We start from the raw sequence: 26,027 nt of genomic DNA, 5'->3' as shown, positions 1-26,027 counted from the left end.
AAGCGATCGGCGTGCCCGTAAAGCCTAATTGCGGCCATGACGACTGGATGATCGCCGCGCGATGCGCTATGCTGCTGCCCGGATCGAAGGCAGAAGGCGGCGAGGAAGCATGGTAGAGAAAGACGAGGCGCAGGAACCCGCAAACGCACTGGAGCGCCTGCCGCCCCTGCTCGCGGCGACCCTCTCGAACGGCGACGTGAACGGCAAGCTCGAAGCGAGGGCGCGCCGCGACGCCCGGATGCGCGGCGTGGAGTCGATCGAGGCGATGCGCACCGCAATCAAGGAGGCGTCGCGGCACCTGCCGGTGCCCGATGCCGTCCCGCGCCTCGGCAAGCTCGACGCCGCCGCATTCCGCCTCCAGGCGCTGCAAGGCCTGCCTTTCCTGATTCCCGGCGTGGCCGCGCGCTGGCCGCTGGCCGAGCTGACGCCGCAAACCCTGCGCGAACGCTTTCCCGCACTCCCGGTGCGCGCCCGCGTCGGCGACTACGTCAACACCGCCTTTGCGCCGGACCGCGCGATGCGGGACATGTCGATGCGCGACTACCTCGACCTGGCCGCCGCCGGGACGGAGGGCCTGCCGCCTTATCTCGGCAACCTGGAACTGCGCGAACTGAACCGCTACTGCCACTGGCCCGCGTATTTCGAGAAACCCGGCCCGCCGCGCTTCTGGCTCGGCCCCGCGGGCACGGTGACGCCGCTGCACGCCGACTACGACGACAACCTCTTCGTGCAGATCTGGGGCAGCAAGCGCATCATCCTGGCGCCGCCGCATCACGATGAATTCCTGTATCCGAAGGAAGCCAATGCGCTGCTGTTCGGCTCCCCCTTCGATCCGGAAGCGCCCGACTACGAGCGCTTTCCGCTGGCGCGCCAGGCGGCGCTGCTGGAATTGACGGTGCAGCCGGGCGACCTGTTGTACGTGCCGGCCGGGTGGTTCCACCAGGTGCGTTCGCTGAGCTTCTCGCTGTCCTCGAACCGTTGGTCGCGCACCGGGCCGATGCTGCTCGACACGGCGCCGCGTGGAGTCGGGACTCCACCCTACGCATCGAGATAATCGTAGGGTGGAGTCCTGACTCCACGCGTTTCGCAATGTAACCCGAAAGCCTAACGGTTGTCGTCGCGCTCGTCGACTTCGCGCTGGCTGCCGGTATGCTCCGGCACGCGCGCCCGCGGCAAATGCCAGTCGAAGCGCACGGCCAGCATGCGCAGGCCGAAGCAGAGCAGCGCGCCCGCGATCGCGGTCGGCGTGGTCGGCAGCTGGAACGCGTCGCCGATCACGACCACTGCGGCGCCCGCGAGCGCGGCCACCGCGTAGATGTCGGAGCGGAACACGGCCGGCACGTTCGACAGCAGCACGTCGCGCGCGATGCCGCCGCCGATCCCGGTCAGCATGCCGAGCAGGGCCGCCATCATCGGCTCCAGGCCGTAAACCAGTGCCTTCTGCGCGCCGGCCACGCAGAACAGCGCCAGCCCGACCGCGTCGAAGAACAGCACGGGACTGTGCAGGCGGTTGATCAGCGGGTACCAGAAGAAGATGACGACGCCGGCCAGCATCGAGACGGCGAGGTAGCGCCAGTCGCTGATCGCGGCCGGCGGCGCCGCGCCGATCAGCAGGTCGCGCACGATGCCGCCCGAGTTGGCGGCGACAAAGGAGAGCACCAGCACCCCGAAGATGTCGAGGCGGCGGCGCGCGCCGGCGGTGGCGCCGGACAGGGCGAAGACGAAGGTGCCGACCAGGTCGAGGGTCAGTACCAGGGTTTTCATGGCGGCTCCCATGTCGAGGGAGAGGACGTCGAACACGATTACTAGCCTTGGGTGTGGGATTGGCGCGGGGCGGAACCCGCCATGATAACGCGCCGCGCTGTATGGACAAAATAAAAGCCCCTGCGGACAGGGGCTTTTGTTTTGTAGCGGTACAACGGGTGCTTACCGAGACGCAAACGTACAACCGCGTGCGCACAGAGTGCGCACCCTACTTCTGTGCGACGACCGCCGGGACGTCCAGCGTGATCGCCTTCAGGCCCAGCGCTTCGCTGCTGCCCTGGCGGATGCGGTTGGCGAGTACCGGGTCGTTATTGAGCTTCTGGCCATACGACGGCACCATCTCCTTCATCTTCGCCTGCCAGGCCGGGGTCTCGAGCTGGCCCTTGAAGGCGGACTGCTTGAGCACCTTGATCATGATCGGCGCGGCGGTCGAGGCGCCCGGCGAGGCGCCCAGCAGGGCCACGATGCTGCCGTCGGCGGCGCCCACGACTTCGGTACCGAACTGCAGCAGGCCGCCCTTCGGCGAATCCTTCACGATCTGCACGCGCTGGCCGGCGGTGGCCAGGGTCCAGTCTTCCAGCTTCGCGTTCGGCAGGTACTCCTTCAGCGTCGCCAGGCGGTCTTCCGGATTGAGCATCACCTGCTCGACCAGGTACTTGGTCAGCGGGATGTTGTCATAGCCGGCCTGCAGCATCGGACGGATGTTACCAGTGCCCATCGAGGACGGCAGGTCGATCCAGGAACCGTTCTTCAGGAACTTGGTCGAGAAGGTGGCGAATGGGCCGAACAGCAGGGTCTTCTTGCCGTCGATGATGCGGGTGTCGAGGTGCGGAACCGACATCGGCGGCGAACCGACCGAGGCCTTGCCGTAGACCTTGGCGTGGTGCTGGTTCACCAGATCCGGATTGGTCGTGACCAGGAACTGGCCGCCGACCGGCACGCCGCCGTAGCCTTTCACTTCCGGGATGCCCGATTTTTCCAGCAGCGGCAGCGCGCCGCCGCCGGCGCCGATGAAGACGAACTTGGCGCGCACGGTCTGCAGCTTGTCGCTTGCCAGATCCTTGACGGTGACGTTCCACAGGCCGTCGACGCCGCGCTTGATGTCGCGCACTTCGTGACGCAGGTGCAGGCCCATGTGTTTGTTCTCGGCCAGGTTCTTGACCATGGTGCGGGTCAGGGTGCCGTAGTTGACGTCGGTGCCGATCTCCATGCGGGTCGCGGCAACTTTCTGGTTCTTGTCGCGGCCGTTCATGACCAGCGGCGCCCACTTGGCGATCTGCGCGTGGTCTTCGCTGTACAGCATGCCCTTGAAGAGGTTCTCCTGCTGCAGGGCGGCGTAGCGCTTGCGCAGGAAGTTCACGTTGTCGTCGCCCCACACGAAGCTCATGTGCGGCACGTTGTTGACGAAGCTGCGTGGGTCGGCAATGTAGCCCTGTTTGACCTGATAAGCCCAGAACTGCTTCGACACTTCGAACTGCTCGTTGATGTCGACCGCTTTCTTGGTCTCGATCGTGCCGTCCGGGAGGTCGGGCGTATAGTTCAGTTCCATGAACGCGGAGTGGCCGGTGCCGGCGTTGTTCATCGCGTCCGAGCTTTCGGCGGCGACGGAATCGAGGCGTTCGACCATCTCGATCTTCAGGCCGGGATCGAGTTCGGCAAGCATGGTGCCGAGGGTGGCGCTCATCACGCCGGCGCCGATCAGGAGCACGTCGGCCGGCTTGTCGCTGCCGGCGGGTGGCGCTTTCTCGCAGGAGGCGAGCATCGAGCAGGCGATTACAACTGGAAGCAATTTACGCATGAAGCTGATTTCCGATAATTCTGATTGCAAATGGGGGTGTGGTCTCCAGCTGCATCTGGTGGGTGCGGGTCGCCCCATCTTGTTTTATCGGATCATTTTAAGCGCAGTATTTCATTCCTGTAATATCGGATAGTACTGATCGGATGCCGTGCACGGCGTTTCCGGTCGACGGGCTAGACTGGCCTTTTTTTCTATGCGTGTGCCATGAAAATCGTCTGCATCGCCTGGGGCTCCCTCCTGTGGAAGCCGGAACCGTTGAAACTGGCATCGGGCTGGCATCCGAGCGGGCCGCGCCTGCCGCTGGAGTTCGTGCGCGACAGCGACGACAGCGCCGAGGTGGCGCTGGTGCTGTGCGAAGGCGCGGCGCCGATGCCGACCTATTGGGCTTATCTCGACACCGACAGTATTGACGCGGCCCGCGCCATGCTGGGTGCGCGCGAGAAGATCGTGGCCGGGCGGCCGGAGTGGATCGGCAGCATTCCGCCGGTGGACGGCGCTGCCGTGGACGCGCGCATCGCCGCCTGGCTGCGCGCGCGCGCGATCGATGCCGCCGTGTGGACCGCACTACCGGCCAAGTTCGGCGGCGAGAACGGCCGCATCGCGACGGCGGACGAGGTAGTGACGCGGCTGAACGGGCTCGATCCGGAGCAGCGGGCGCTGGCCGAGGAATACGTTCGGAGCACGCCGGCCCACATCGACACCCGCTATCGCCAGCTGATCGCAGCGCGGCTGGGGTGGACGCCGCGCCGCGACGCCCACGTCACCCGCATGCGCTGAGCCTTATTCGACCCAGCTGAACCCATCCCGCGCCAGCAGCGCGAACGACTCCGGCGGACCCCACGAGCCGGCCGCATACGCGTGCGGCTTCTCGCCCAGCGTCGCCCAGCCGTCGATGATCGGATCGGCCCATTCCCAGGCCGCTTCCAGTTCGTCGCGGCGCATGAAGTGGGTCAGGCGGCCGCGCACGACGTCGATCAGCAGGCGCTCGTAGGCTTCGGCGCGGCGCTGCTGGAAGGCCGATTGCAGGTCGAGGTTCAATGCCACCTGCTGCATCTGCATGCCGCTGCCGGGCTGCTTGGCCATGATCTGCAGCTTGATCGCTTCCTCCGGCTGCAGCTCGATCACGAGGCGGTTCGCCACGCCGCCCGGTGCGCCGGGGAAGAGCGGGAAGGGCGGATTCGCGAATTCGACCACGATCTTCGAGGAGCGGCGCGCCATGCGCTTGCCGGTGCGCAGATAGAAGGGCACCTTCGACCAGCGCCAGGTGTCGATGTGGGCGCGCAGGGCGACGAAGGTTTCGGTGCGCGTATCCGGCGGCACGTTCTTCTCTTCCAGGTAGCCCGGCACTTCCTGGTTGCCGCTGACGCCGTGGCCGTACTGGCCGCGCACGGTATCGCGCGCGATGTCGGCCAGGCCGAAGCGGCGCAGCGAACGGATCACCTTCAGCTTCTCGTCGCGCACGGCGTCCGGCGAGAGCGAGGTCGGCGGTTCCATGGCGACGATGCACAGCAGCTGGAGCAGGTGGTTCTGGACCATGTCGCGCATCGCGCCGGTGCCGTCGTAGAAGCCGGCGCGGCTGCCGACGCCGACTTCCTCGGCCACGGTGATCTGCACGCTCGAGATGTTCGGCGCGCGCCAGATCGGTTCCAGGATCGAGTTCCCGAAGCGCAGCACCATCAGGTTCTGCACGGTTTCCTTGCCGAGGTAGTGGTCGATGCGGTAGATCTGCGACTCGGCGAAGTGCTTGCCGACGGCTTCGTTGATCTCGATCGCCGAGGCGAGGTCGGTGCCGAGCGGCTTTTCCAGCACCACGCGCGCATTGGCGTCGACCAGGCCGGCGGCGGCCAGCTTGTCGCAGATGGTGGTGAACAGCGAAGGCGCGGTCGAGAGGTAGAACACGCGCTCGGCGCCGTGGCGCGAGGCTGCGGCCAGGCTTGAAAAGTCCGGCGCGTTCTGGACGTCGAGCTCGACGTAGTGCAGCAGCTGCAGGAAGCCGTCCCAGGTCTTGTCGTTGAAATTCTCTTTCGCGATGAAGCCGCGCGAATTCGCTTCCACGTGGGCCAGGTAGGCTTCGCGGTCGATGTGCTGGCGGCCGGTCGACAGGATGCGGGTCGAAGGCGGCAGGTTACCGTGCAGGTAAGCCATGTACAGCGCCGGCAGGAGCTTGCGCATGGCCAGGTCGCCCATGCCGCCGAAGATGGTCATGTCGAGGGGGAGGGCATTGTCGGGTGCGGAGGCGGATGCGAGGGTCATGGTCTGGGCTCGAAGCAGTTTCGGTGGCGGATACTATAGCCTAGATTGCAATGCACGATCGCCCGGCGGATCGGTTATGCTTTCGTCAATCGAACGACAATAACAGGGGACTTATGGAATCGACCATCCTGAAACGCCGCGACATCGACTTCCTGCTGTACGAATGGCTGAACGTCGAGTCCTTGACCGGCCGCGCGCGCTACGCCGACCACAGCCGCGAGACCTTCAACGCCGCCATCGACAGCGCCGAGCAGATCGCGACCGACCTGTTCGCCACGCACAACAAGAAGAGCGACGCCCAGGAGCCGCACTTCGACGGCGAGCGCGTGACGATCATCCCGGAGGTGAAGACCGCGCTCGACGCCTTCTGCGCGGCCGGCTTCATGGCGGCCGGACAGGACTACGAATACGAGGGCATGCAGCTGCCCTACGTGGTCGACCGCGCGATCGCGGCCTACTTTACGGCGGCGAACGTGGCCACCTCGGCCTACACCTTCCTCACCATGGGCAACGCCAATACCTTGCTCAAGACCGCCACGCCGCGCCAGGTGGAGCGCTTCGTGCGCCCGCAGCTGGCCGGGCGCTTCTTCGGCACCATGTGCCTGTCCGAGCCGCAGGCCGGTTCCAGCCTGTCCGACATCACGACCCGCGCCGAGCCCGATCCGGTGGACGGCCCCGAGGGCGAGCGCCAGTATCGGCTGCGCGGCAACAAGATGTGGATCTCGGCCGGCGAGCATGAACTGAGCGAGAACATCGTGCACCTGGTGCTGGCCAAGATTCCTGGCCCGGACGGCAAGCTGATCCCCGGCGTAAAGGGTATTTCGCTGTTCATCGTGCCGAAGTACCTGGTCGATGAGGACGGTTCCATCGGCGAGCGCAACGACATCGCGCTGGCGGGCCTGAACCACAAGATGGGCAACCGCGGTACCACCAACTGCCTGCTGAACTTCGGCGAGGGCAGGTTCAAGCCGGAAGGGCGCGCCGGTGCGATCGGCTACCTGGTCGGCGAGCCGCACAAGGGCCTGGCCAACATGTTCCACATGATGAACGAGGCGCGCATCGGCGTCGGCCTGGGCGCGACCGTGCTCGGCGCCACCGGCTACCTGCACGCGCTCGACTACGCGCGCAACCGCCCGCAGGGCCGTCATCCGGCCGAGAAGGACCCGGCCAAGCCGCAGGTCGCGATCATCGAGCATACCGACGTGCGCCGCATGCTGCTGGCCCAGAAAGCCTATACGGAAGGCGCGCTGGCGCTGATCATGTACTGCGCGCGCCTGGTCGACGAGCAGCGCACCGGCGACTCGCCCGAGGCGCAGGCCCGCGCCGGCATGCTGCTCGACTTCCTGACTCCGATCGCCAAGTCCTGGCCTTCGCAGTGGTGTACGGAGGCGAACTCGCTGGCGATCCAGGTCCATGGCGGCTATGGCTACACGCGCGAATACAATGTCGAGCAGTTCTACCGCGACAACCGCCTGAACCCGATCCACGAAGGCACCCACGGCATCCACGGCCTTGATCTCCTGGGCCGCAAGGTATCGATCCAGCAGGGCGCCCTGTTCAAGGCGGTGAGCGAGGAGGTGACCGGTACGATCGTCAAGGCGCGCGCGGCCGACGCGGCCGACCTGCATGCCTACGCGGGTCAGCTGGAAGCGCTGTGGACACGCATCGGCCAGGTCACGCAAACCCTCTACGGCGCCGGCGACATGAACAAGACCCTGGCCAACGCCAGCCTCTACCTGGAAGCGGTCGGCCACGTCGTGATCGCCTGGATGTGGCTGGAGCAGGCCATCGTCGCGGCGAAAAAGGGCGACGACGATTTCTATCGCGGCAAGCTGCAGGCCTGCCGCTATTTCTTCAACTGGGAACTGCCGAAGTCGGCCCAGCAGCTCGACCTGCTGGAAACGATCGACACGACCACGCTCGACATGCAGGACGCATGGTTCTGATGGCCGGCACCGACAACGCGACGTTCCAGCTCACGCTCAACGACATCGAGATCGGCGCGCGCCTGGCCGAGGCGCTGGTGCACCACGTGCGCAAGAAGGGCGCCGAGCCGATCGCGTATGCCGAACTGCTGGAACTCGGCCGCTTCCTCGATCCGAAGGATGCGGCGATGGACCGCGCCGAGGTGCTCGGCATCGCTCCCAAGCTGCGCTTCGTCTCGAGCTTCTGCGCCGCGCAGGGCTATCCGGACCTGGCGCGGCTGGCCGTGCATCCGGCGACGCTGCGGCCAAGTCCGGACAGCGGCGACTGGGACGCCGAGCGCAGGGCAGCCGCCGGCTTCGACTGGTCGCCGCTCGCGCAGGCCCTGCCCGAGTACGTACGCGCCGCGCAGGCAGCGGTGCCGGTGCGCTTCAAGCCGCGTAAGGAACGGCCGGCGGAAGTGGCGTGGTACGCCTTCTTCTGTGCGCACCGCGAGGCCTGCAAGAGCATCACATCAGGCGACAAGAAGGAAGTCGTCAACCTGGTGATGGCCGGCCTCGATCCGGAAACGGCGCTGCGGCGCTTCCTGGCCGCGAAGGCCGCATTCGAAGGCGCCGCGCCATGACCGGCATGGTCGTGCTGTGCGCGATGCTGGCCCTGTTACTGGTCATCTGGGTGCTGCGCCGGAATGCGCGCGACCGCGAGACCTTCGAAAAGGAGCTTGAGGAGGAATTGCACGAAGATGATAAGAGAGGCGACTGAAGGTAGCGGCATCGTAGCCGGCCAGGCTGTTCGACATCTTGACGTTTCATTCCTGCATTTCGGCAGTCCGTTGCGCGGCGCCGGCGATTAGCTTGTCATCGGTTTACCGTCGAGCATCACATAACAGAATAGGCCCCATGATGCTCTGTTCCGTTCTGATTTTCCTCGTGGTCGCCGGCAGTGCCTAGGCGGCCTTTCCCCGACTGCCTGATCCGGGCTGATTCCTGAGGCCGGCCCATGCAATCGGCCTGCGTGTCGGGCAGCAGCACAAGCCAGAGTCAGGGTTGATATCTGGACAAGGCCTTAACCATCAGCCTGCAAATACGGTATAGGTCGTGTCCGAATGTTGGATCCGATCCCTACTTCATTGTTCAGCCGAAAAGGATTGAGAGCATACGGTGTGCGAGAAACGTCATACTCCATCATCAGCGTAATCGTTTCGAAGATTCTCCTATTCGTATTGCCAAATGTCGATAAAATCAATATATTGATGTGCGACAAGCAAGTTCGACACTTTGGTGTTGGTTATTATAACGTGGTCGTTAAAGGTTCTGACTATGAGTGGAAGAGAAGACAGCGTTACAGAAGTTTTTCGTCATGAATTGCGGGACGAGTGTTCAGCGGTTGACGTTGACGATATGAATGCTCCAGCCAGTGGCACCGACCGTTATTGGAATGCTGACGAATTTTTCGGCATTGGGGACAGGTTTTTTATTGTTGAATTCAAATCTCACAAGTTCGGTTTAAAAAGCGAGGATAGAAAGCCTTCGGCCTGCGCGTTATGCGGTCGCCTTGCAAGCAATTCAAAGGCCCGAGCGCTGCATGATAAGGGTCACTTCGCCGCGTGGGGAGTGAAGCCCAGAGACGGGGATCTCACCTGTTTCGCTGGAATTTATCGGTTATTAGTTTGTCGACTAGAAGTATTAGCTTCGTGTGAGCACGTCGAAGGCACGTTTGACGATGAAAACGTTGTTGACTCTGCAATCAACTTGATACGAAGTACTTTGAACGCTGAAAATGGGCTGGATGAGCAACAGTTCACAGCTTATATCCGGTGGTTAATTGAGGGCGATAAGGGCGGCGGCTCAGCTGGATTTCCGATTGGAATATTTGCGTTTTCCAATGCTCGCCGGGTCCGTGGCCGCGAGTTCAAGAATTATGAGGCCTTTTCGGAATGGGCAAAAAATGACCCGAACGTTCAGAATGCAAGGAGCATTAAAAGTAATTTCCCCATTAGATGAAATGATTATTAGAATCGCGATTAAATGATAAAAATCACGGGCTACTTCCATGCGCAAGACCTCTACAAGATTGCTAAAAAAGCCGCGAAGTCAAGGGGGCAAAGGTCGGACAACGCGATTATCGCGATTATGTTTAGTGTGTCGGCACTTGAAGCGTTCATTAATGAGTCTGCCGGACTCGCTCGGTTGGTTCCGACGGCGCAACGCCAGCCTGTAATCGATGGCTACGCTGCAGTTATGAGGGAACTCGAAGAGCGCAAAGAATCCCTCTTGGTAAAATACCACATGGGGTTACTCGTGTTTTCAGGCTCAACATGGAACGAGGGGGACCAGGCATTTCAGGACTTCAAGCTGTTGAATGCGATTCGAAATGCCGTCGTTCACATGAAACCGGACCGGTGGGAGAGCTTCGTGGAAGAAGACAAACCTGATCCTCAGCGCCCACTTGACGATTACCCGAAGTTCATCAGAGCATTGCGGCAACGGAATGTCATTGACTGCCCGACTAATTCCGAAAGCTGGCTTGAAGTTCTACGCGACAAACGCGTCGGAGAATGGTCATGTCAGGTTGCAGCCCGTATTTCTGCGGCGTTTGAGCAATCGGTCCCAAATGGCTATTTCAAGAGTTCTCTGCAGAACCATATTTTTGAGAGAAGGTGATCACTTCGTCGTGCCAGTCGAGCAGTTCGTGCGCAGTTCCGCTTCAGTATTGCTCGACAACGTACCGGTAGAGCGCAGTCCATTCCCTAATTTCGACAGTTTGTCGCACCGTGCGGCATACAAGAACGAATGAAGTTTACTGTTCAGCATCTCTTAACAGGAAATACTTCTATGGTTTTCCGCTCCTTTCTGATCCTCGCCGCTATTGCCGGCAGTGCCCGAGCGGCCGCTCCCTCGTCCGTCTCGTCGGGTCTGATTCCCGAGGCCGGCCCCCATGCCGTCGGCCTGCGCATCGTCCAACAGTACGACTACAGCCGCGCGCTGGAACCGAAGGTCGACGCCTTCGGCAAGGCGGCCCCCGCGGCGCCCGGACGGCCGATCCAGACCCTGGTCTGGTATCCGGCCAGGCGCAGCGGCGGCGCGCCGATGCTGGTGGCCGACTACCGCCAGGCCAGCCTGAGCGACACCGATTTCTCCGTGCCGGCCGCGGCAACGGCGCAGCAGCGCGCGGCCTGGCTGGCAGGGCCGCAGAAGGCCGTCTACGGCGCGGCCACGCTGGCGGTGCGCGGCGCGGCGCCAGCGGACGGGCGCTTTCCGGTAGTGATCTACGCGCCGAGCTACAACTCCTTCGCGCACGAAAACCTGGACCTGTGCGAATACCTGGCCAGCCAGGGCTACGTCGTGATCGCCAGCCGCAGCCTGGGCGCACGCACCGCCGTCATGACCGACGACGTCGACGGCATCGAAGCGCAGGCCGCCGACATCGCCTTCCTCGCCAACTATGCGCAAACCCTGCCGCAGGCCGACATCACGAAGATGGCGGCCGCGGGCTTCAGCTGGGGCGGCATGGCCAACGTGTTCGCCGCCGCGCGCTCGAACCGCTTCAAGGCGCTGGTGAGCCTGGACGGCTCGATCCGCTTCCACCCGAAGATCTGGGGCGCCGCCACCTACGTGCGGCCGGCGCGCACCGCGGTGCCGATGCTGTTCCTGGGCGCCCGCGCGCCGACGGCCGAGAGGATGGAGCGCGACGACAAGCTGGGCGCCAGCTACCTCAACACCATGAAGTATTCGGACCTCTACGTCACGACGGCGCCGCCGATGACGCACCCGGACTTCAGCTCCTGGCAGCTGCGCTTCTCGCCGGATGCGGCCTTCGGCGACTACCGGCGCGAGGAAGTGCTGGAGGCCTACCGCAGCGTGGCGCTGTACACGCACCGCTTCCTCGACGCCTACCTGAACGAAGACGCGAATGCGCTGGCCTTCATGAAGGCGTCGCCGGCGCGTCACGGAATCCGCCCGCACACCCTGTCGATGGAATTCCGTCCCGCCAGCGCCGTACTGCTGGGCGAAGGCGACTTCCTGCGCGCCTTCGCGCAAGCCGGATACAAGGATGCGCAGGCGATCTACGCCGACATGTCGACGCGTTCGCCCGACTTCAAGCTCAATCCGCTGAACCTGAACACCCTGGGCTACCAGCTGCTGGGCGCGACGAACGCGCAAGGAGCCGTGCAGCTGTTCAAGCTGGCCACGCACATCGAGCCGAAATACGGCAACGCCTACGACAGCGAGGGCGAGGCTTACGAGGCGCTCGGCGAGACCGCCCTGGCGATCGCGGCCTACGAGAAGGCGGTCGCGGTGGACAAGAAGCAGCTCAACGCCATGGGCCGGATCGAGGCGCTGCGGGCCGGGGTGGCGAAATAAGCACATCCTTGGCCGGGCCGGCGTTTGACACATGACCATTCCGGCTTTTTTAGATACTTTCCTTAACTAAACAGTGCTAATGTCGCTGTTTTCATCACACGAGGACGAACATGTTCAAGAAACTCGCGGCGGAAGCGCTGGGCATCAGCGATATCGGCGTCATCGTCGGTCCTGCCGACTACAGCAAGGTCGATGCCGACGATTACCTGTTCAATGAAGATGGCGAGCAGATCTTCTTTCTCATCAAGAGCAAGAAGGACGAGTACTGCTTCACCAACCTGGCCCTGATCCACGTCGACGGCGACTCGGCCGTGTCCTCGAAGCGCACCATCAAGCGCTACGACTATTCCTCGCACCAGATCTCGGGCGTGAGCATCGAGACCGCCGGCACGCTCGACATGGACATCGAGCTCAAGTTCAAGCTGGACGGCACGGCCTTCTCGATCGACGTCAAGAAGTCCTTCATCGAACAGCTGAAGGACATCTACAAAGCATTGATCAGCATCGGCAAGCAGCAGCAGCGCGATGCGGTCTCGCGCGAGAACGCGCTGCGCACGCTCGACGCCACGGCCTCGGTGCACAAGCTGAACATCGCGCCGGGCGAGGGCGGGCTGGTCACGCAATTCAACGACCTGCTCAAGGCGCTGAACACGGCCATGTTCGACACGCATACGAAACGCGATTTCAGCGACGTGTTCACGAAGTACATCCACAACTGAGGCCCGGGACGCCAGGCCTGCCGGACTAGTTCAGCACGCCGATGACGATGCTGGCCTCGTCGACCGAGGCCATGGCCTGGCGTCCGGCTTTCAGACCCGCGCCGGCCGCTGCGAAGCCTACCAACTGGACGCCGCTGGCCAGGCGCACCGTCGCTTCGCCGCCGGCGGCCGAGCGGCTGGCGCTGACGATCTCGCCAGCCAGCTGGTTGCCTTCCGCCTTCGTTTCGATGTGTTCGGCCACGCGCACGGCCGTGGCCTTGCACAGCGCGAGTACCTGAAGGCCCGGCGCCAGGCCCAGCAACTGCATGCTCTCGCGGGTAATGCGCGCATACAGGGCGCTGGCATCGGGCAGCAGCAGCTGGACGCGCACTTGCCCCTTGTTGGCCTTGATCGTGCCTACCGTGCAGGGAAACTGGTTGCGCATGCTCGTGCGCAGGGCCAGCGCCGCACGGCCGCTGGCGTCGCCATGTTCGAAGCGTTCGAGGATGCGGCGCCGTGCCAGCGCCATCTCGCCGGCGGCTTCCAGCACGCGCCGTCCGGCCGCCGTGATCCTGGCGCCGCCGCCGCCGCTGCCGCCCACGGCTTTCTCCACCAGCGGGGTGCCGGCGAGATTGGCCAGCGTTTCCAGCGCCTGCCAGGCGGCCTTGTAGCTCACGCCGGCAGCACGGGCCGCCTCCGAAATCGAACCGGCCTCGCCGACCCGGCGCAGGATGTCGATACGCTTGTCGCCGGCCTCGAAGCCGAGCACGTCGTTTAAAGGAAGAGGTTGCGCTTTCATCGGCCCATATTAGCAGCCTGAAAGCGGGCGCGCTATTCCTGAAATGAATAGCGCCGGACGGGATGTGCTAGAGTGGCGCTATTCGAATCTGGAATAGCGAGGCGGGTCATGAAGTGCTTGAGCATGCTGGCGGCGGCACTGGCGGTAGCGGGGAGCGTACAGGCGGCCGAGGTGCAGGTGGCCGTGGCCGCCAATTTCACGGCGCCGATGCGGAAGATCGCGCCCATGTTCGAAGCCGATACCGGCCACAAGGCGGTACTCTCCTTCGGCTCGACCGGCAAGTTCTATACGCAGATCGTCAACGGCGCGCCCTTCGGCGTGCTGCTCGCCGCCGACGACGCGACGCCCGCCCGGCTGGAGCGCGAAGGCCTGGGCGGGAGCCGCTTCACCTATGCGGTCGGCAGGCTGGTGTTGTGGAGCCGGCAGGCGGAGCTGGTCGACGCCCATGGCGCCGTGCTCAAGGCCGGCAAGTTCGAACGGCTGGCCGTCGCCGATCCCAAGCTCGCTCCGTATGGCGCGGCCGCGTACGAGACCCTCACCAAACTGGGCCTGCTGGACACGCTGCGCCCCAAACTCGTCCAGGGCGAAAACATCGGCCAGGCCTACCAGTTCGCCGCCACCGGCAATGCGCAACTGGGCTTCGTCGCGCTGTCGCAAGTGCAGGCGGACGGGAAGCTGAAGGAAGGCTCGGCCTGGATCGTGCCGCTCTCGATGCACACGCCGATCCGTCAGGACGCCATCCTGCTGGCCAAAGCGAAGGACAACAAGGCGGCGGCCGCATTCATGCAGTACCTGCGCATCGACAAGGTGAGGGCGGTGATGCGCGCCTACGGCTACGAACACTGAGGCGGGTCCGCACGCAATGCCCATCGAGAAGGAAGCGCTGCAAGCCATCTGGCTCACGATCAAGCTGGCCACGTCCACCACCGTGCTCCTGCTGCTGCTCGCCACGCCACTGGCCTGGTGGCTGGCGTGGACCCGTTCGCGCTGGCGCGTCCCGATCTCGGCCCTGGTCACGATGCCGCTGGTGCTGCCGCCCTCCGTCCTGGGTTTCTACCTGCTGGTGGCGCTCGGTCCCGACGGCCCGATCGGGCGCCTGACCCAGGCCCTGGGCATCGGCGTGCTCTCCTTTACCTTCGCCGGCCTGCTGGTCGGGTCGATCGTGTACTCGCTGCCCTTCGCCGTCCAGCCCATGCAGCACGCCTTCGAGGCGATGGGGCGGCGGCCGCTGGAAGTGGCGGCCACGCTCGGCGCATCGCGGATGGATGCCTTCTTCAGCGTCGCCTTGCCGCAAGCACGCACCGGCCTGCTCACCGCCGCCATCCTGAGCTTTGCCCACACCGTCGGCGAGTTCGGCGTGGTGCTCATGATCGGCGGGAACATCCCGGGGCAGACCCGGGTCGTCTCGACCCAGATCTACGGCCACGTCGAGGCGATGGAATACGCGTCCGCGCACTGGCTCGCGGGCGGCATGCTGCTGTTCAGCTTTGTCGTCCTGCTGGCCTTGGCCGGCCTGCGCCGCAACGGCTCGCGGGTATTGCCATGACGGACGCGCTGACGGTCCGCCTGGCGCTGCCGCGCGCCGATTTCATCCTCGACGTCGACCTGCGCCTGCCTGCCAGCGGCATCACGGTGCTGTTCGGCCGCTCGGGTTCCGGCAAGACCAGCATCCTGCGCAGCGTCGCCGGCCTGGAGAAGGGGAGCGCGGCACGTATCGTCGTGGGCGGCGAGGTCTGGCAGGACGATGCGATGGGCGTGTTCCTGCCGACGCACCGGCGCGCGCTGGGCTACGTGTTCCAGGAAGCGAGCCTGTTCGCGCACCTGGACGTGCAGGGCAACCTCGACTACGGCAGGCGGCGCACGCGCGCGCCCGGCGCGCAGCAGAGGCTGGGCGAGGTAGTGGAACTGCTCGGGATCGGCCACCTGTTGGGACGCAAAGCAGGCCAGCTGTCGGGCGGCGAGCGCCAGCGCGTGGCCATCGCGCGCGCCCTAGCCACGATGCCGCGCCTGCTCCTGCTCGACGAACCGCTGGCCGCGCTGGACGCGGCGCGGCGCCAGGACATCCTGCCCTGGCTTGAAAAGCTGCATGCGGAGCTGAAGCTGCCGATGCTGTACGTGACCCATTCGGCCGACGAGCTGGCGCGCCTGGCCGATCACGTCGTCGTGCTCGAACAGGGGCGGGTCAAGGCGGCGGGCCCGGTCGATGCGGTGCTGGCGGCGATCGATGCGCCAGCGGTGGTTGGCGACGAGGCCGGTGCGCTCGTCCACGGCGTCATCGCCGAGCGCAGCGAGCAATGGCACTTGGCGCGCGTCGATTTCGACCACGGGTCCTTCTGGCTGCGCGACGGCGGCCTGGCCCTGGGTACGCCCGTGCGTCTGCGGGTGCTGGCCCGCGACGTCAGCCTGGCGAACCGCGAACCGCTTGGCACCAGCATCCAGAACCATTTTGCTTGCGTCGTGGAGTCGATCGCGGCGGACACGCATCCTTCGCAGGTGCTGGTGCGGGTAAGCTGCGGGCGCACCGCGCTCGTAGGCCGAATCACGCGCCGGGCGTTGGCCGAATTAGGGCTGGAAGCCGGTTCGCCCGCGTGGGTGCAGGTGAAGTCGGTGGCGCTGCTGTCCTAGTGCCCCAGCAGCCGTAGGCTGCGCTCCCATTCATCGCGCCACGGGTCGAGGAAATCGTGCGCCGTGAATGCGCGCGACAAGCCGCGCAGCGGCACCCGGTACACGTCGTGCAGGCCGAGCGCCAGCACCACCGGGTTCCAGACGATCTTCGATTTCGCCTTCTTCGTGCTGGCCTTGATGCGCGCGCCGTCGTCGCCGAAGATGCCGCCGCCAGTGAGCGCCGTGTCGAGGTTCATCTTCACCAGCGGACCGAAGGCGGCCAGCGCCTGCTCCTTGAAGATGCCGGCGGTCGATTCGGCAGCCGCCTTCGGCTCGGGCTGGGGCTCGGCTGCCCGCTTCAGGGTCTTGACCAGCTTTTCGAGGTCCTTTTTCTGGAAACGCAGCTCGTCGAGCCGGCGCCGGAATCCCGGCTCGGGCAGGCGGGCCACGATTTTATAAGCGTCCTTGGTCATCGTGATCAGCACGTCCGCGCTGCCGGCGGCCAGGCGCGCGGTGTCGCCTTCGTAGAAGATCGGTGCGGCGTAGCCGCCGTTGGCGGCGCCGAACAGCTCCGGATAGTTGGCGTCGTAGTCGAGCCAGACGTAGGGCGTGACTTCGTGCTCGATTAGGCGCGCCAGGGTCCAGCTTGATCCAGTGTTCGCTTCGAGCCAGTCGCAGGCTTGTTCGAGGGTGGCGCGGAAGGGCAGTACGGTGATGGTCATGTAGAGGCTTTCAGCCGGCGCAGCTGCGCGGCCTGATAGGCGCCGAAGGCGTCGTTGAAGAGGCAGCGGATCAGTGGATCGTCGACCAGTTCGGCCGTTTCCAGGTCGCGCTCGGTGGCGTCGTCGAAACGCTGGTCGTTGATCCGCATGTACATCGAGGTGAGCGATTCGCCCAGCTCCAGGCCGGCATACAGTTTCGCGGCCGGGATCTCGGTGGCCCAGGACAGCGGGCCGGCATCGACCGCCTCGATGTCGTCGCCCTGCACGCGGTAGTGGTAATCGAGGCGGGTGCCCTCGTGGTCGAACACGGACAGGCGCCAGATGCGGGGCTGCTCGAAGTAGCTGTCTTCCGGGAGTTCCATGCTGCGGTAGCGCTCCAGCAGACCGGTGCGGCAGTACGCGGCCACGCGTTCGGACTGTTCGGCGCTCAAGGGCGCGAAGTGGCGCGCGATGTCGCCGGTCGATGGCGGCGTCAATGCGGGATCGTAGTCGTAATCGACATCCTGATCGCCCACCGGCACGATCCAGTCGAGCGCAGGCGCAGGAGCGAGTCCGTCCGCATCAAGCCGCAGCGACACGCCGGGATTCATGCGCACCACGCGCACGTCAGGCAGCGCGGCCTCGACCTCCTGCGCGAACTGGCGGTAGGTGATCGGGAAGAAGGCGTGGTTGTACCAGGACCAGGGCTCCTGCAGGAACTGGCAGGAACTCGGCACGACGAAGCGTGGATTGAGTGACTGCAGCTGTTCGATCCATTCCTCGGGCAGGTGGGCGGGCGCCGGCGCCGCGCGCGAGGGCGACAGCACCTCGATCTCGCGCATGGTCTGGAAGGGCCACAGCACCATGTCCCACGGCCCGTACGACGCGAGCGCCGGCAATGTATCGGGATCGATCCAGGAATCGACCACGTTCAGCACCTTCAGCCCGGCCGCCTCGACCTGGAACATCGAGTCGACCTCTTCGTCCATGGCGATGCGCGGCGTCACCGTGAACGGGCCGACCTGTACCGGGACGTCCAGCCGCAAGGACCGCACGTCGGTGAAGCCGAGCGCGCGCACCATGTCGAACAGTTCGTCGAACACGCAGTACATGTGGATGGGCGTGGCGCGGTCGAGCAGGTCCAGGCTCTCGAGCGAACAGTGGTCGTCGTGGAAATGCGAGATGAAGACGGCGTCGAAGCGCTGGGCGCGAATGCGCTCCGCGTCGAAGGCTAGCTCCGGGAAGGCTTGGCAGTTGCGGCTGAAGGGATTCTCGAAGATGGTGTCGAAGGCGATGCGGGTGCCTTCGCATTCGAAGAGATAGCCGGCGTGGAGAATCCGGGAGATGTGAAGCGGCATACGAGTCGTGAGGGTGGCGGGCAGGGCGCGGCCCTGCCAATCCATCATGTTAACACGCGGCCGCCCCCGATATCAGCTGAACAGGCCGTCGTCCGAGCCGCCGTCGAAGTTATCGCCGGCGAAGTCGTCGTTGCCCATGCCGGCATCGTCGAGCAGGCTGGCCGAGTCGTGGTCGGTATTGCTGTCGCCGAGCAGATTGTTCGAGCTGTCGTCGGCGCCGGCGCTGCGCTCGTAATCGGCGATCGGGTCGCGCAGCGACGCAAAACCTTCGTCGTTGCCGAGGAAGCCGTTGCCGTCGTGGTTGCCGTGGCCGAGCAGGTTGCCGAGGCCCTGGAACAGGAAGGCGCCGGCCGCCACCCCGGCCGCCGTCGACGCGATGTTGCCGAGCGCGCCGCCCATGCCGCCGCCCATCCCGCCGCCGCGGAAGAAGCCGCCGAGCCGGCTGGAGATCGGCGGCTGCTGGTACTGCTGCTGCGGATAAGGCTGTTGCTGGCCGCCATACGCCTGCGCCGGCTGGCCCCGCCCGGCGCTGTTGCCCCAGGCATTCGGGTCGAGGAATTCGCCGCGCTGCGAGCCGCCCTGCAGCTGTTGCTGCAGCCGCGCGATCTCGGCCTTGGCATTGTCGAGCGCCTGTTGCTGCAGCAGCGCGCGCTGCACGAGCAGGTAGGCGGCATCGGGCTGGTAGGCCACGGCCTTCTGGATCATGGCCTCGGCCTCGGGATCTTTCGGCAGGCCGCGTGCCTGCACGAGCTGGTTCAGGAAATCCTGCAGCAGTTGGGAATCTTGCGGACTCATGAAAAAACCCTCCACAGTGGTCTATATGACACCATTGTGGAGGGTTTCTGGAATCGCGGGCGCGCGCCCGCGGCAGGGTTTAGAACGCGGCGATACCGGTCTGGGCACGGCCCAGAATCAGGGCGTGGATATCGTGCGTGCCTTCATAGGTATTCACGACTTCCAGGTTGACCATGTGGCGGATAATGCCGAACTCGTCGGAGATACCGTTACCGCCGAGCATGTCGCGTGCGGTGCGGGCTACGTCCAGCGCCTTGCCGCAGGAGTTACGCTTCATCATCGAGGTGATCTCGACGGCGGCGGTTCCCTCGTCCTTCATGCGGCCCAGGCGCAGGCAGCCCTGCAGGCCGAGCGTGATCTCGGTCTGCATGTCGGCCAGCTTTTTCTGCACCAGCTGGTTCGCAGCCAGCGGCTTGCCGAACTGCTTGCGGTCCAGCGTGTACTGGCGCGCCGTATGCCAGCAGGCCTCCGCCGCACCGAGCGCGCCCCAGGCGATGCCGTAACGCGCCGAGTTCAGGCAGGTGAACGGACCTTTCAGGCCGCGCACGTCGGGGAAGGCGTTTTCTTCGGGGCAGAACACGTTGTCCATGACGATCTCGCCGGTGACCGAGGAGCGCAGGCCGAACTTGCCGTGGATCGCCGGAGCGCTCAGGCCTTCCCAGCCTTTTTCGAGCACGAAGCCGCGGATCGCGCCTTCATCGTCTTTCGCCCAGACGACGAACACGTCGGCCACCGGCGAATTCGTGATCCACATTTTCGAACCGGTCAGCGCGTAGCCGCCGTCGACCTTGCGGGCGCGGGTGACCATCGAACCCGGATCCGAGCCGTGGTTCGGTTCCGTCAGGCCGAAGCAGCCGATCCATTCGCCGGTGGCCAGCTTCGGCAGGTATTTCTGCTTCGTCGACTCGTTGCCGAACTCGTAGATCGGCACCATCACCAGGGACGACTGCACGCTCGCCATGGAGCGGTAGCCGGAATCGACGCGCTCGATTTCGCGGGCGATCAGGCCGTAGGCGACGTAGTTCAGGCCGGGGCCGCCGTATTGTTCGGGGATGGTCGGGCCGAGCAGGCCCAGCTCGCCCATCTCGCGGAAGATCGAGGTGTCCATCTGCTCGTGGCGGAAGGCTTCCAGGATGCGCGGCTGCAGCTTGTCCTGGCAGTAGGAGCTTGCTGCGTCGCGGATCATGCGCTCGTCGTCGGTCAGTTGGCTGTTCAGCAGCAGGGGATCGTCCCAGTGGAATGCGGCTTTGGTCATGATGGTCTCTTTATATAAGTAATCAACGTGCGAAGTAGAGGTCGTGCAGGTGATCCAGGCTGACTTCGGCAGCCGGCTGCGACAGCACGACTTTGCCGCTTTGCATAAGGTACACGTGGTCCGCGACGCCGACCGCGCGCTGGGTGTTCTGCTCCACCAGTACGATGGTACGCCCGTCGCCCTTCAGGCGCCCGAGGATCTCGAACAATTCGTTCACCATCACCGGCGCGAGGCCCAGCGATGGTTCGTCGATGATGAGCAGTTTCGGGTCGCTCATCAGGCCGCGCGCCATCGCCAGCATCTGCGCCTCGCCGCCCGAGAGCGAACCGGCCAGCTGCTTGCGGCGTTCGCGCAGGCGCGGGAACATGACGTACGACTTTTCCAGGTTGGCGGCGGCGTTGGCGCGGTGCTGCGGCGCGAAGGCGCCCATCATCAGGTTCTCTTCGACCGTCATGTCGCGAAAGACCATGCGGCCTTCGGGGATCATCGCCATCGAGACCTGGTTCATGTCCCAGGTCGCGGTGCCGTTCAGCGGCTTGCCGTTGAGGGTGATCGAACCCTGGTTCACCGGCACCAGGCCCATGATGGCGCGCAGCAGGGTGGTCTTGCCGGCGCCGTTGGGGCCGATGATCGTGGTGAGCTTGCCCGGCTCGACGCTGAGGGACAGGTCCCACAGCACGTTGATGGCGCCGTAGCCGGCGCGCAGGTTGCTAATCTCAAGCATGGTCGGCTCCCGTGTAACTCCTCACCACCTCCGGATTGCTGAACACTTCCGCAGGCGTGCCTTCGGCAATCAGCTGGCCGAAGTTCAGCACCGCCACCCGTTCGCACAGGTTGCTGATGGTCTCGATGTCGTGCTCGATGATGCAGATGCCGACCCGGAACTGCTCGTGCAGGCCCTTCAGCATCTTCATGAAGTTGCGCTTGCCGTTGGTCTCCAGGCCCGCCAGCACTTCGTCGAGCAGCAGCAGTTTCGGATCGGTGGACAGTGCCTTGGCCACTTCGAGCGCCTTCAGTTCGGTGAGCGCGAGACCCGTCGAGGCGTCGCGTTCGGCCTTGGCAGCCAGGCCCGTGAAGGCGAGGATCTCGTCGATCCGCTTCTCGTCGAGCTTACCCGTGCCGAAGCGCTGCGATACCTGCAGGTTCTGGCGCACGGTCAGCTCGTGCATCGGCTGCGGGATCTGGAAGGTCCGGCCGATGCCCATGCGGGCGCGCTGGTACATCGGCGCCTTCAGGACGTCGATGCCGTCGAAGACGATGCGGCCGGCGGTCGGGCGCACCAGGCCCGAGATCGCGTTGAACAGCGTGGTCTTGCCGGCGCCGTTGGCGCCCACCAGGCCGACGACGTCGCCAGTACCGATGTTCAGGGACACATCGTTGACGGCGGTGAGGCCGCCGAAGCGCACGGTCACGTTTTCAAGCTGTAGCATCTTTTTTCCTCATGAACTTCTTCACCAGGCCGAACAGGCCGTCGGGACTGGCGATGATCATCGCGACGAGCACCACGCCCAGCACCAGCTGGTGGCCGGTCGGCATCAGGTTCTTCACGAACAGCTGGTCGACCAGGTACACGACGACCGCGCCAACGAGCGGGCCGGTGATCGTGCGGTAGCCGCCGAAGATGGCCGCGACGATCGGGATCGTCACCCAGCCGGCGCTGAAGGCGTAGTCCGGCTCCAGGAAGTTGATGTAGTGGGCGTTGAAGGCGCCGACCACGCCGCACATGAAGGCCGAGACGATCAGCATCAGCCCTTTCAGCAGCGTGTTGTTGACGCCGACGACGCGCGTCGCATCTTCGCTGTCGTGCATCGCGCGCAGGGCCAGGCCGTGCGGGCTGCGGCGGATCGCATCGTAGGCCCAGGCGAACAGCAGCACGATGGTCAGGATCACCAGGTAGTTGCCCACCTTGGAACTGAAGTCGTAGCCGAACAGTTCCGGCAGACGTGGGATGCTGGCGATGCCGCCCGAACCGCCCGTCACCGACTGCCATTCGGTGGCCAGGATGCGGAAGATGTGGGCGTAGGCCAGGATGGCCAGCGCAAAGTATGGGCCGCGCAGGCGCAGCACCGGCAGCATCACGATGGCCGCGACCACCGCGCCGACGCCGCCCAGCACCACGCCGAGGAAGACCGGCACGCCATGCTGCATCGACAGCACGGCCGAGGTATAGGCGCCGACGCCGAAGAAGGCTGCGTGGCCAAAGCTCACCATGCCGCCCAGGTTGCCGAGCAGCGCCCAGGACAGGGCGATGCCGCCGATGACGAGCGAGGCGATCACCAGGCTCATGACGTAGGCGTTCGCGCCCAGCAGGAGCGGCACGCCGATGTAGGCGGCCGCCAGGACCGCGATCAACAGTTTATTGAGTTTCATCCGCGCCTCTTGGTCGCACCGAACAGGCCATTCGGCATTACAAACAGAACGAGCAGGAACAGGCCCATGCCGGCCAGTTCTTGCAGGGCCGAGCTGGCCAGGGTCACCGTCAGCGATTCGGCAATGCCGAGCAACACAGCGCCGATCAGCACGCCGGGAATCGAGCCGATGCCCGCCAGGACCGTGATGATGAAGGCCTTCACCGTCAGCACGCTGCCGGTGGCCGGCGTGATGGTGCCGTAGCTGAACAGGGCGACGCCGGCAAAGGCGGCCAGGATGCCCGCGACCAAAAAGGAGACCAGTTCGGTGCGGCCCGGGTTGATGCCCATGAGTTTGGCGGCGTCGCGGTTGCTGGAGACGGCGCGCACGGCGCGGCCATACCAGCTGCGCGAGAGCCACCACCACAGGGCCACGATCAGCACGATGGAGACGCCGAAGAACAGCACTTCGCTGCGCATGCTGTACAGATCGCCGACGACGAAGGCTTCCTGCATCCAGCTCGAGCTGGTCGCGCGCACGTCGGCGCTCCAGATCATCAGGACCAGGTTAGTCAGGATCACGCCCACGCCATAGGTGAGGGTGAGGGAATTGATTTCGCGGTTGGTCTTGATCTTGCCGACCACGAAGTAGAGGAGGGCGGAGGTGAGGCACACGATCACCACTGCAATCGGAATCGCCATCGCGGGATTCCAGCCCATTTTCGTTTCGACCGTGTAGGCGATGTAGGCCGCCAGCAGCACCAGTTCGCCATGCGCCAGGTTGATCACCTTCATGGCGCCGAACACCAGCGCCAGTCCCAGGGCGATCAGCGCATACGAGCCGCCCTGCAGCAGGCCTGAGTACACGGCCTGCAATATTAATTCCGTCATGTCTGCATTCCATTCGAGTTCATGCGGGGGAAACGCGGCCAATGGCCGCGTTTCCAACTACCGTCGTACGATTACCAAGGAACACCAGGGAAGACCGGTTTACCGTTCGCCGACTCTTTAGGCCACACGAGCACGACCTGCTTGCCCTGGTGCTGGCCCATGCGCTGCACGAAGTTCGGGTTGTCGCCCTTGGCGTTGAACTGGACGCGGCCGATCAGGGTCTGCTTGTCGGTCTTGCGCATTTCCTCGATCACGCCGCCCTTCTTGAGGGTGCCCTTGTCGGCTGCGCGCGCGATCGCTTCGAACAGCAGCATCGACTGCACGTAGCCGAACTGGCCCAGGTAATCCGGCTCCTTGTTGTGCAGCTTCTTGTAGCCTTCGCCGAAGGTCTTGCCTTCAGCCGTGGTGAAGTTGACCGGGAATGGCAGGACGGCGGTGCCGTATACGTTCGGCATCAGGTCCGGGAAGTCGGCCGCCATCTTCGGGGTGGCCAGCGACCACACGCCGGCGATCGCTTTTACCGAGGACGGCTTCAGGACGCGCGCGGCGCGCAGGATGCCGACGTAGTCGTTCTCGTAGCCGACCATGGCGATGAATTCCGAGCGGTCCTGCAGCTTGACCTTGTTCAGGATCGGCTTGAAGTCGGTGATGGCCGGATCGAAGGCGTGCATGCCGACCTTGATGCCTTTCGCGCCCAGGGTCTTCTGGACGTCGGTGGCCAGGCCTTCGGTGGCGTCCTTGGTCGAGTAGATGATCGAGACCGATTTCACGCCCAGGTCGCTGATCAATCCGACCAGGGCCTTCTGGTAACCGGCGGTGTTATTAATGCGGAAGAAGTTCTTGCGGCCGGCTTCGACCAGGCCGTCGTCGACGCCGCCCGAGGTGATGTAGGCCAGGCCCAGCTTGCTCGCGGCGTCGGACGCCGGGGAGATGTTGTTCGAGCCGTAGCCGCCGGTGACGGCGACGACGCCTTCGCTGGCCAGCTTCTCGACCGCGGCGACGGCCTTGGCAGGTGCCGACTCGTCGTCCACGGTGATCAGCTTGATGGTGTGCTTGCCGTTGGTCTTGTTGAAGACTTCGGCCGCGACGCGGATGCCTTCGTTGGTGCCCATGCCGACGCGCGCGAGCGGGCCGGTGAGGGGGATCTGGACGCCGACCAGCAGTTCTTCCGCTTGGACGCCGCCGGCGCAAATTGCCATGACTGCCAGTGCGATGCTTGTTGCCTTCTTCATGTCTCCACCTTTTCAGTTCAGTTATATAGACGGTCTTTGCTGCAATTCTCCGGACAAGCCGGTGGCAACGCCGTGCAGTGCACGGCCTTGCATATTCGGTTCGGGGTCGCGGCGCCGCCGCGGGCTCAACCCAGGTTGCGTCCCATGCTCATTTCCACGTTACGCACCAGCTGCACCAGGCGCGGGCCCAGGTCCTCGATCAGTTTTTCCTGCGGCAGCAGGAAGGAAGGGCCGCCGCAATTGAAGGCCATGGTCTTGTTCACGTCCGGATCGATCAGCGGCACGCCGACGGCGCTGATGTTGGCGTCCCACAGGCCCGAGGACAAAACAAAACCGCGGTCCTGGTAATCCTTGAAACCCTGTTCCAGGTCGGCCTTGATCTTCGGCCAGTTGGTCTCGGTCTGCAGGCGGATGTGGTCCATCAGGAAGTCGCGGTCGTTCTGCGGCAGGCCGCACAGATAGGCCTTGCCCATCGCGGTGGTCGCCAGCGGAATGCGCGAACCGGCATCGCGGCGCAGGGTCACGGCTGCGCTGCCGCGGCAGGCTTCCACGTACACCATCGACAGGCGGTCGCGGATGCCGATGGCGACACTGCACTGCGCGTATTCGGCCAGTTCCTGCATCGCCGGACGGGCGAGCTTGCGCACGTCGAGGTTGGCCAGCAGCGTGTAGCCGAGCGCCAGCACGGCGGCGCCGAGCTGGTAGCGGCCCTGGTCGGGCGAATAGGTGAGGTAGCCGAGCTTCGTCAGCGTATAGGTCAGGCGCGAGATCGTCGGCTTGGGCATCGCGGTGCGCTTGGCCATCTCGCTGTTGGTGAGCCAGGTCTCGCCGGGGCGGAAGCAGCGCAGGATCTCCAGGCCACGCGCCAGGGCCGTCACGAACTGGCGGTCCTTGGCTGCATCGTCTTCGAATGACTCGATCTCGTGTTGCATGAATTCCTTCGTTGTCTCGTTGCCCGGCATCTTGTCGTGTTCTCGGCTGGGTCTGGGCGGATATTCACACAACGGAAAGTCGAGTGTCAACTGTTTCGTGAAATGGTCGTTCGCAGTGCGAAACGGTCGATGCGTGCTCCTATGAGAGTACGAACGCGGTACATGATGAGCTGGAGAAATGCAGGGCGTACTTACCGTAAAGACGATGTAATCGAGGGATTTACAGGACCGTGACAAATACGGTATGGTTGATTTCGCTGAAATCTGCAAAACACCATTTCGCACAGCGAAACACCAAAACAAGGAGACAGG

26 protein-coding genes are annotated in these 26,027 nt (G+C 64.5%); 12 read left to right on the top strand and 14 right to left on the bottom strand.

The window, feature by feature from the left end; genetic code table 11:
• Positions 1–109 precede the first annotated feature (109 nt).
• Complete coding sequence (locus tag ACFPQ5_RS10820) at positions 110–1,054, top strand: cupin-like domain-containing protein (protein WP_379754819.1); 945 nt, start codon at positions 110–112, stop codon at positions 1,052–1,054.
• Positions 1,055–1,104: 50 nt separating this feature from the next.
• Here ACFPQ5_RS10820 and ACFPQ5_RS10815 read toward each other — a convergent pair whose 3' ends face one another.
• Together ACFPQ5_RS10815 and mqo are read right to left on the bottom strand one after the other, a co-directional pair.
• A complete protein-coding gene (locus tag ACFPQ5_RS10815; protein ID WP_379754816.1) occupies positions 1,105–1,764 on the bottom strand; it encodes a trimeric intracellular cation channel family protein in 660 nt (219 codons plus the stop codon).
• Between the two features lie 208 nt (positions 1,765–1,972).
• Positions 1,973–3,562 carry a malate dehydrogenase (quinone) gene (gene mqo / locus ACFPQ5_RS10810; protein WP_379754813.1) on the bottom strand — a complete coding sequence of 530 codons (1,590 nt, stop codon included), beginning with the start codon at positions 3,560–3,562 and terminating at the stop codon, positions 1,973–1,975.
• Between the two features lie 204 nt (positions 3,563–3,766).
• Here mqo and ACFPQ5_RS10805 point away from each other — a divergent pair, with 204 nt between their 5' ends.
• The gene (locus ACFPQ5_RS10805; protein WP_379754810.1) at positions 3,767–4,339 is read left to right on the top strand and encodes a hypothetical protein; all 573 of its coding nucleotides are present in this window, start codon (positions 3,767–3,769) and stop codon (positions 4,337–4,339) included.
• 3 nt (positions 4,340–4,342) lie between these two features.
• On the opposite strand, the gene zwf is transcribed toward ACFPQ5_RS10805, so the two are convergent.
• The gene (gene zwf, locus ACFPQ5_RS10800) at positions 4,343–5,815 is read right to left on the bottom strand and encodes a glucose-6-phosphate dehydrogenase (RefSeq protein ID WP_379754807.1); all 1,473 of its coding nucleotides are present in this window, start codon (positions 5,813–5,815) and stop codon (positions 4,343–4,345) included.
• 113 nt (positions 5,816–5,928) lie between these two features.
• On the opposite strand from zwf, the gene ACFPQ5_RS10795 reads away from it, so the two are divergent.
• The 7 genes from ACFPQ5_RS10795 to ACFPQ5_RS10765 all read left to right on the top strand — a co-directional run bounded on the left by ACFPQ5_RS10795 (position 5,929) and on the right by ACFPQ5_RS10765 (position 12,821).
• Positions 5,929–7,761 carry an acyl-CoA dehydrogenase gene (locus ACFPQ5_RS10795; protein WP_379754804.1) on the top strand — a complete coding sequence of 611 codons (1,833 nt, stop codon included), beginning with the start codon at positions 5,929–5,931 and terminating at the stop codon, positions 7,759–7,761.
• A complete protein-coding gene (locus ACFPQ5_RS10790) occupies positions 7,752–8,363 on the top strand; it encodes a hypothetical protein (RefSeq protein WP_379754802.1) in 612 nt (203 codons plus the stop codon). The genes ACFPQ5_RS10795 and ACFPQ5_RS10790 overlap by 10 nt, the downstream gene beginning before the upstream one ends.
• On the top strand, positions 8,360–8,500 hold the full coding sequence (locus ACFPQ5_RS10785; protein ID WP_379754800.1) for a hypothetical protein: 141 nt from the start codon (positions 8,360–8,362) through the stop codon (positions 8,498–8,500). Before ACFPQ5_RS10790 ends, ACFPQ5_RS10785 begins: the two co-directional genes overlap by 4 nt.
• Before the next feature lie 557 nt (positions 8,501–9,057).
• Positions 9,058–9,741: a hypothetical protein gene (locus ACFPQ5_RS10780; protein WP_379754797.1), complete on the top strand. Its 684-nt coding sequence runs from the start codon at positions 9,058–9,060 to the stop codon at positions 9,739–9,741.
• Positions 9,742–9,765: 24 nt separating this feature from the next.
• Positions 9,766–10,401, top strand: a complete 636-nt coding sequence (locus ACFPQ5_RS10775) for a Rossmann-fold NAD(P)-binding domain-containing protein (RefSeq protein ID WP_379754794.1) — start codon at positions 9,766–9,768, stop codon at positions 10,399–10,401.
• 171 nt (positions 10,402–10,572) lie between these two features.
• Entirely contained in the window at positions 10,573–12,102 is a 1,530-nt protein-coding gene (locus ACFPQ5_RS10770; protein ID WP_379754791.1) for a dienelactone hydrolase family protein, read from the top strand.
• A gap of 110 nt (positions 12,103–12,212) precedes the next feature.
• Complete coding sequence (locus ACFPQ5_RS10765) at positions 12,213–12,821, top strand: PH domain-containing protein (RefSeq protein WP_379754788.1); 609 nt, start codon at positions 12,213–12,215, stop codon at positions 12,819–12,821.
• A 25-nt stretch (positions 12,822–12,846) separates the two neighbouring features.
• On the opposite strand, the gene ACFPQ5_RS10760 is transcribed toward ACFPQ5_RS10765, so the two are convergent.
• A complete protein-coding gene (locus tag ACFPQ5_RS10760; RefSeq protein ID WP_379754785.1) occupies positions 12,847–13,599 on the bottom strand; it encodes a TOBE domain-containing protein in 753 nt (250 codons plus the stop codon).
• A gap of 108 nt (positions 13,600–13,707) precedes the next feature.
• Between ACFPQ5_RS10760 and modA the strand changes: the two genes are divergently transcribed.
• The 3 genes from modA to modC are packed head-to-tail and all read left to right on the top strand — an operon-like array spanning position 13,708 to position 16,224.
• Positions 13,708–14,445, top strand: a complete 738-nt coding sequence (gene modA, locus ACFPQ5_RS10755) for a molybdate ABC transporter substrate-binding protein (protein WP_379754782.1) — start codon at positions 13,708–13,710, stop codon at positions 14,443–14,445.
• Between the two features lie 16 nt (positions 14,446–14,461).
• Entirely contained in the window at positions 14,462–15,145 is a 684-nt protein-coding gene (gene modB, locus ACFPQ5_RS10750; RefSeq protein ID WP_379754779.1) for a molybdate ABC transporter permease subunit, read from the top strand.
• Entirely contained in the window at positions 15,142–16,224 is a 1,083-nt protein-coding gene (gene modC, locus ACFPQ5_RS10745; RefSeq protein WP_379754776.1) for a molybdenum ABC transporter ATP-binding protein, read from the top strand. The genes modB and modC overlap by 4 nt, the downstream gene beginning before the upstream one ends.
• Here the strand turns inward: modC and ACFPQ5_RS10740 are convergent.
• The 10 genes from ACFPQ5_RS10740 to ACFPQ5_RS10695 form a co-directional block, all read right to left on the bottom strand.
• The gene (locus ACFPQ5_RS10740) at positions 16,221–16,925 is read right to left on the bottom strand and encodes a hypothetical protein (protein WP_379754773.1); all 705 of its coding nucleotides are present in this window, start codon (positions 16,923–16,925) and stop codon (positions 16,221–16,223) included. The two genes, modC and ACFPQ5_RS10740, sit on opposite strands and share 4 nt — an antisense overlap.
• On the bottom strand, positions 16,922–18,262 hold the full coding sequence (locus tag ACFPQ5_RS10735; protein WP_379754770.1) for an MBL fold metallo-hydrolase: 1,341 nt from the start codon (positions 18,260–18,262) through the stop codon (positions 16,922–16,924). The genes ACFPQ5_RS10740 and ACFPQ5_RS10735 overlap by 4 nt, the downstream gene beginning before the upstream one ends.
• Positions 18,263–18,334: 72 nt before the next feature.
• Complete coding sequence (locus ACFPQ5_RS10730) at positions 18,335–19,057, bottom strand: DUF2076 domain-containing protein (protein WP_379754768.1); 723 nt, start codon at positions 19,055–19,057, stop codon at positions 18,335–18,337.
• 79 nt (positions 19,058–19,136) lie between these two features.
• Positions 19,137–20,312 carry an acyl-CoA dehydrogenase gene (locus ACFPQ5_RS10725; protein ID WP_379754765.1) on the bottom strand — a complete coding sequence of 392 codons (1,176 nt, stop codon included), beginning with the start codon at positions 20,310–20,312 and terminating at the stop codon, positions 19,137–19,139.
• Positions 20,313–20,334: 22 nt separating this feature from the next.
• A complete protein-coding gene (locus tag ACFPQ5_RS10720) occupies positions 20,335–21,036 on the bottom strand; it encodes an ABC transporter ATP-binding protein (RefSeq protein ID WP_379754762.1) in 702 nt (233 codons plus the stop codon).
• Positions 21,029–21,742 (bottom strand): ABC transporter ATP-binding protein, encoded by a 714-nt coding sequence (locus tag ACFPQ5_RS10715; protein WP_379754758.1) that lies wholly within the window; start codon positions 21,740–21,742, stop codon positions 21,029–21,031. The genes ACFPQ5_RS10720 and ACFPQ5_RS10715 overlap by 8 nt, the downstream gene beginning before the upstream one ends.
• The gene (locus ACFPQ5_RS10710) at positions 21,729–22,682 is read right to left on the bottom strand and encodes a branched-chain amino acid ABC transporter permease (protein WP_379754755.1); all 954 of its coding nucleotides are present in this window, start codon (positions 22,680–22,682) and stop codon (positions 21,729–21,731) included. Before ACFPQ5_RS10710 ends, ACFPQ5_RS10715 begins: the two co-directional genes overlap by 14 nt.
• Positions 22,679–23,551 carry a branched-chain amino acid ABC transporter permease gene (locus ACFPQ5_RS10705; RefSeq protein WP_379754752.1) on the bottom strand — a complete coding sequence of 291 codons (873 nt, stop codon included), beginning with the start codon at positions 23,549–23,551 and terminating at the stop codon, positions 22,679–22,681. The genes ACFPQ5_RS10710 and ACFPQ5_RS10705 overlap by 4 nt, the downstream gene beginning before the upstream one ends.
• A gap of 71 nt (positions 23,552–23,622) precedes the next feature.
• Entirely contained in the window at positions 23,623–24,783 is a 1,161-nt protein-coding gene (locus tag ACFPQ5_RS10700) for an ABC transporter substrate-binding protein (RefSeq protein WP_379754749.1), read from the bottom strand.
• 125 nt (positions 24,784–24,908) lie between these two features.
• A complete protein-coding gene (locus ACFPQ5_RS10695; RefSeq protein WP_379754746.1) occupies positions 24,909–25,715 on the bottom strand; it encodes an IclR family transcriptional regulator in 807 nt (268 codons plus the stop codon).
• Between the last annotated feature and the right edge of the window lie 312 nt (positions 25,716–26,027).

Origin of the sequence: Massilia suwonensis (assembly GCF_042655665.1) — a bacterium.
GTDB classification, from domain to species: Bacteria; Pseudomonadota; Gammaproteobacteria; order Burkholderiales; family Burkholderiaceae_D; genus Telluria; species Telluria suwonensis.
This window is presented reverse-complemented; position numbering and strand designations above follow the sequence as displayed.

What these genes read in the sequence shown, in the direction of transcription:
- modB (WP_379754779.1), top strand. Translation starts at nt 14,462, where the DNA reads ATGCCCATCGAGAAGGAAGCGCTGCAAGCCATCTGGCTCACGATCAAG.
- ACFPQ5_RS10805 (WP_379754810.1), top strand. Translation starts at nt 3,767, where the DNA reads ATGAAAATCGTCTGCATCGCCTGGGGCTCCCTCCTGTGGAAGCCGGAA.
- ACFPQ5_RS10720 (WP_379754762.1), bottom strand. Translation starts at nt 21,036, where the DNA reads ATGCTTGAGATTAGCAACCTGCGCGCCGGCTACGGCGCCATCAACGTG.
- ACFPQ5_RS10700 (WP_379754749.1), bottom strand. Translation starts at nt 24,783, where the DNA reads ATGAAGAAGGCAACAAGCATCGCACTGGCAGTCATGGCAATTTGCGCC.
- ACFPQ5_RS10780 (WP_379754797.1), top strand. Translation starts at nt 9,058, where the DNA reads ATGAGTGGAAGAGAAGACAGCGTTACAGAAGTTTTTCGTCATGAATTG.
- ACFPQ5_RS10730 (WP_379754768.1), bottom strand. Translation starts at nt 19,057, where the DNA reads ATGAGTCCGCAAGATTCCCAACTGCTGCAGGATTTCCTGAACCAGCTC.
- ACFPQ5_RS10790 (WP_379754802.1), top strand. Translation starts at nt 7,752, where the DNA reads ATGGTTCTGATGGCCGGCACCGACAACGCGACGTTCCAGCTCACGCTC.
- modC (WP_379754776.1), top strand. Translation starts at nt 15,142, where the DNA reads ATGACGGACGCGCTGACGGTCCGCCTGGCGCTGCCGCGCGCCGATTTC.
- ACFPQ5_RS10760 (WP_379754785.1), bottom strand. Translation starts at nt 13,599, where the DNA reads ATGAAAGCGCAACCTCTTCCTTTAAACGACGTGCTCGGCTTCGAGGCC.
- ACFPQ5_RS10785 (WP_379754800.1), top strand. Translation starts at nt 8,360, where the DNA reads ATGACCGGCATGGTCGTGCTGTGCGCGATGCTGGCCCTGTTACTGGTC.
- ACFPQ5_RS10715 (WP_379754758.1), bottom strand. Translation starts at nt 21,742, where the DNA reads ATGCTACAGCTTGAAAACGTGACCGTGCGCTTCGGCGGCCTCACCGCC.
- ACFPQ5_RS10725 (WP_379754765.1), bottom strand. Translation starts at nt 20,312, where the DNA reads ATGACCAAAGCCGCATTCCACTGGGACGATCCCCTGCTGCTGAACAGC.
- ACFPQ5_RS10770 (WP_379754791.1), top strand. Translation starts at nt 10,573, where the DNA reads ATGGTTTTCCGCTCCTTTCTGATCCTCGCCGCTATTGCCGGCAGTGCC.
- ACFPQ5_RS10695 (WP_379754746.1), bottom strand. Translation starts at nt 25,715, where the DNA reads ATGCAACACGAGATCGAGTCATTCGAAGACGATGCAGCCAAGGACCGC.
- ACFPQ5_RS10765 (WP_379754788.1), top strand. Translation starts at nt 12,213, where the DNA reads ATGTTCAAGAAACTCGCGGCGGAAGCGCTGGGCATCAGCGATATCGGC.
- ACFPQ5_RS10820 (WP_379754819.1), top strand. Translation starts at nt 110, where the DNA reads ATGGTAGAGAAAGACGAGGCGCAGGAACCCGCAAACGCACTGGAGCGC.
- mqo (WP_379754813.1), bottom strand. Translation starts at nt 3,562, where the DNA reads ATGCGTAAATTGCTTCCAGTTGTAATCGCCTGCTCGATGCTCGCCTCC.
- ACFPQ5_RS10705 (WP_379754752.1), bottom strand. Translation starts at nt 23,551, where the DNA reads ATGACGGAATTAATATTGCAGGCCGTGTACTCAGGCCTGCTGCAGGGC.
- ACFPQ5_RS10710 (WP_379754755.1), bottom strand. Translation starts at nt 22,682, where the DNA reads ATGAAACTCAATAAACTGTTGATCGCGGTCCTGGCGGCCGCCTACATC.
- modA (WP_379754782.1), top strand. Translation starts at nt 13,708, where the DNA reads ATGAAGTGCTTGAGCATGCTGGCGGCGGCACTGGCGGTAGCGGGGAGC.
- ACFPQ5_RS10735 (WP_379754770.1), bottom strand. Translation starts at nt 18,262, where the DNA reads ATGCCGCTTCACATCTCCCGGATTCTCCACGCCGGCTATCTCTTCGAA.
- ACFPQ5_RS10740 (WP_379754773.1), bottom strand. Translation starts at nt 16,925, where the DNA reads ATGACCATCACCGTACTGCCCTTCCGCGCCACCCTCGAACAAGCCTGC.
- ACFPQ5_RS10775 (WP_379754794.1), top strand. Translation starts at nt 9,766, where the DNA reads ATGATAAAAATCACGGGCTACTTCCATGCGCAAGACCTCTACAAGATT.
- ACFPQ5_RS10815 (WP_379754816.1), bottom strand. Translation starts at nt 1,764, where the DNA reads ATGAAAACCCTGGTACTGACCCTCGACCTGGTCGGCACCTTCGTCTTC.
- zwf (WP_379754807.1), bottom strand. Translation starts at nt 5,815, where the DNA reads ATGACCCTCGCATCCGCCTCCGCACCCGACAATGCCCTCCCCCTCGAC.
- ACFPQ5_RS10795 (WP_379754804.1), top strand. Translation starts at nt 5,929, where the DNA reads ATGGAATCGACCATCCTGAAACGCCGCGACATCGACTTCCTGCTGTAC.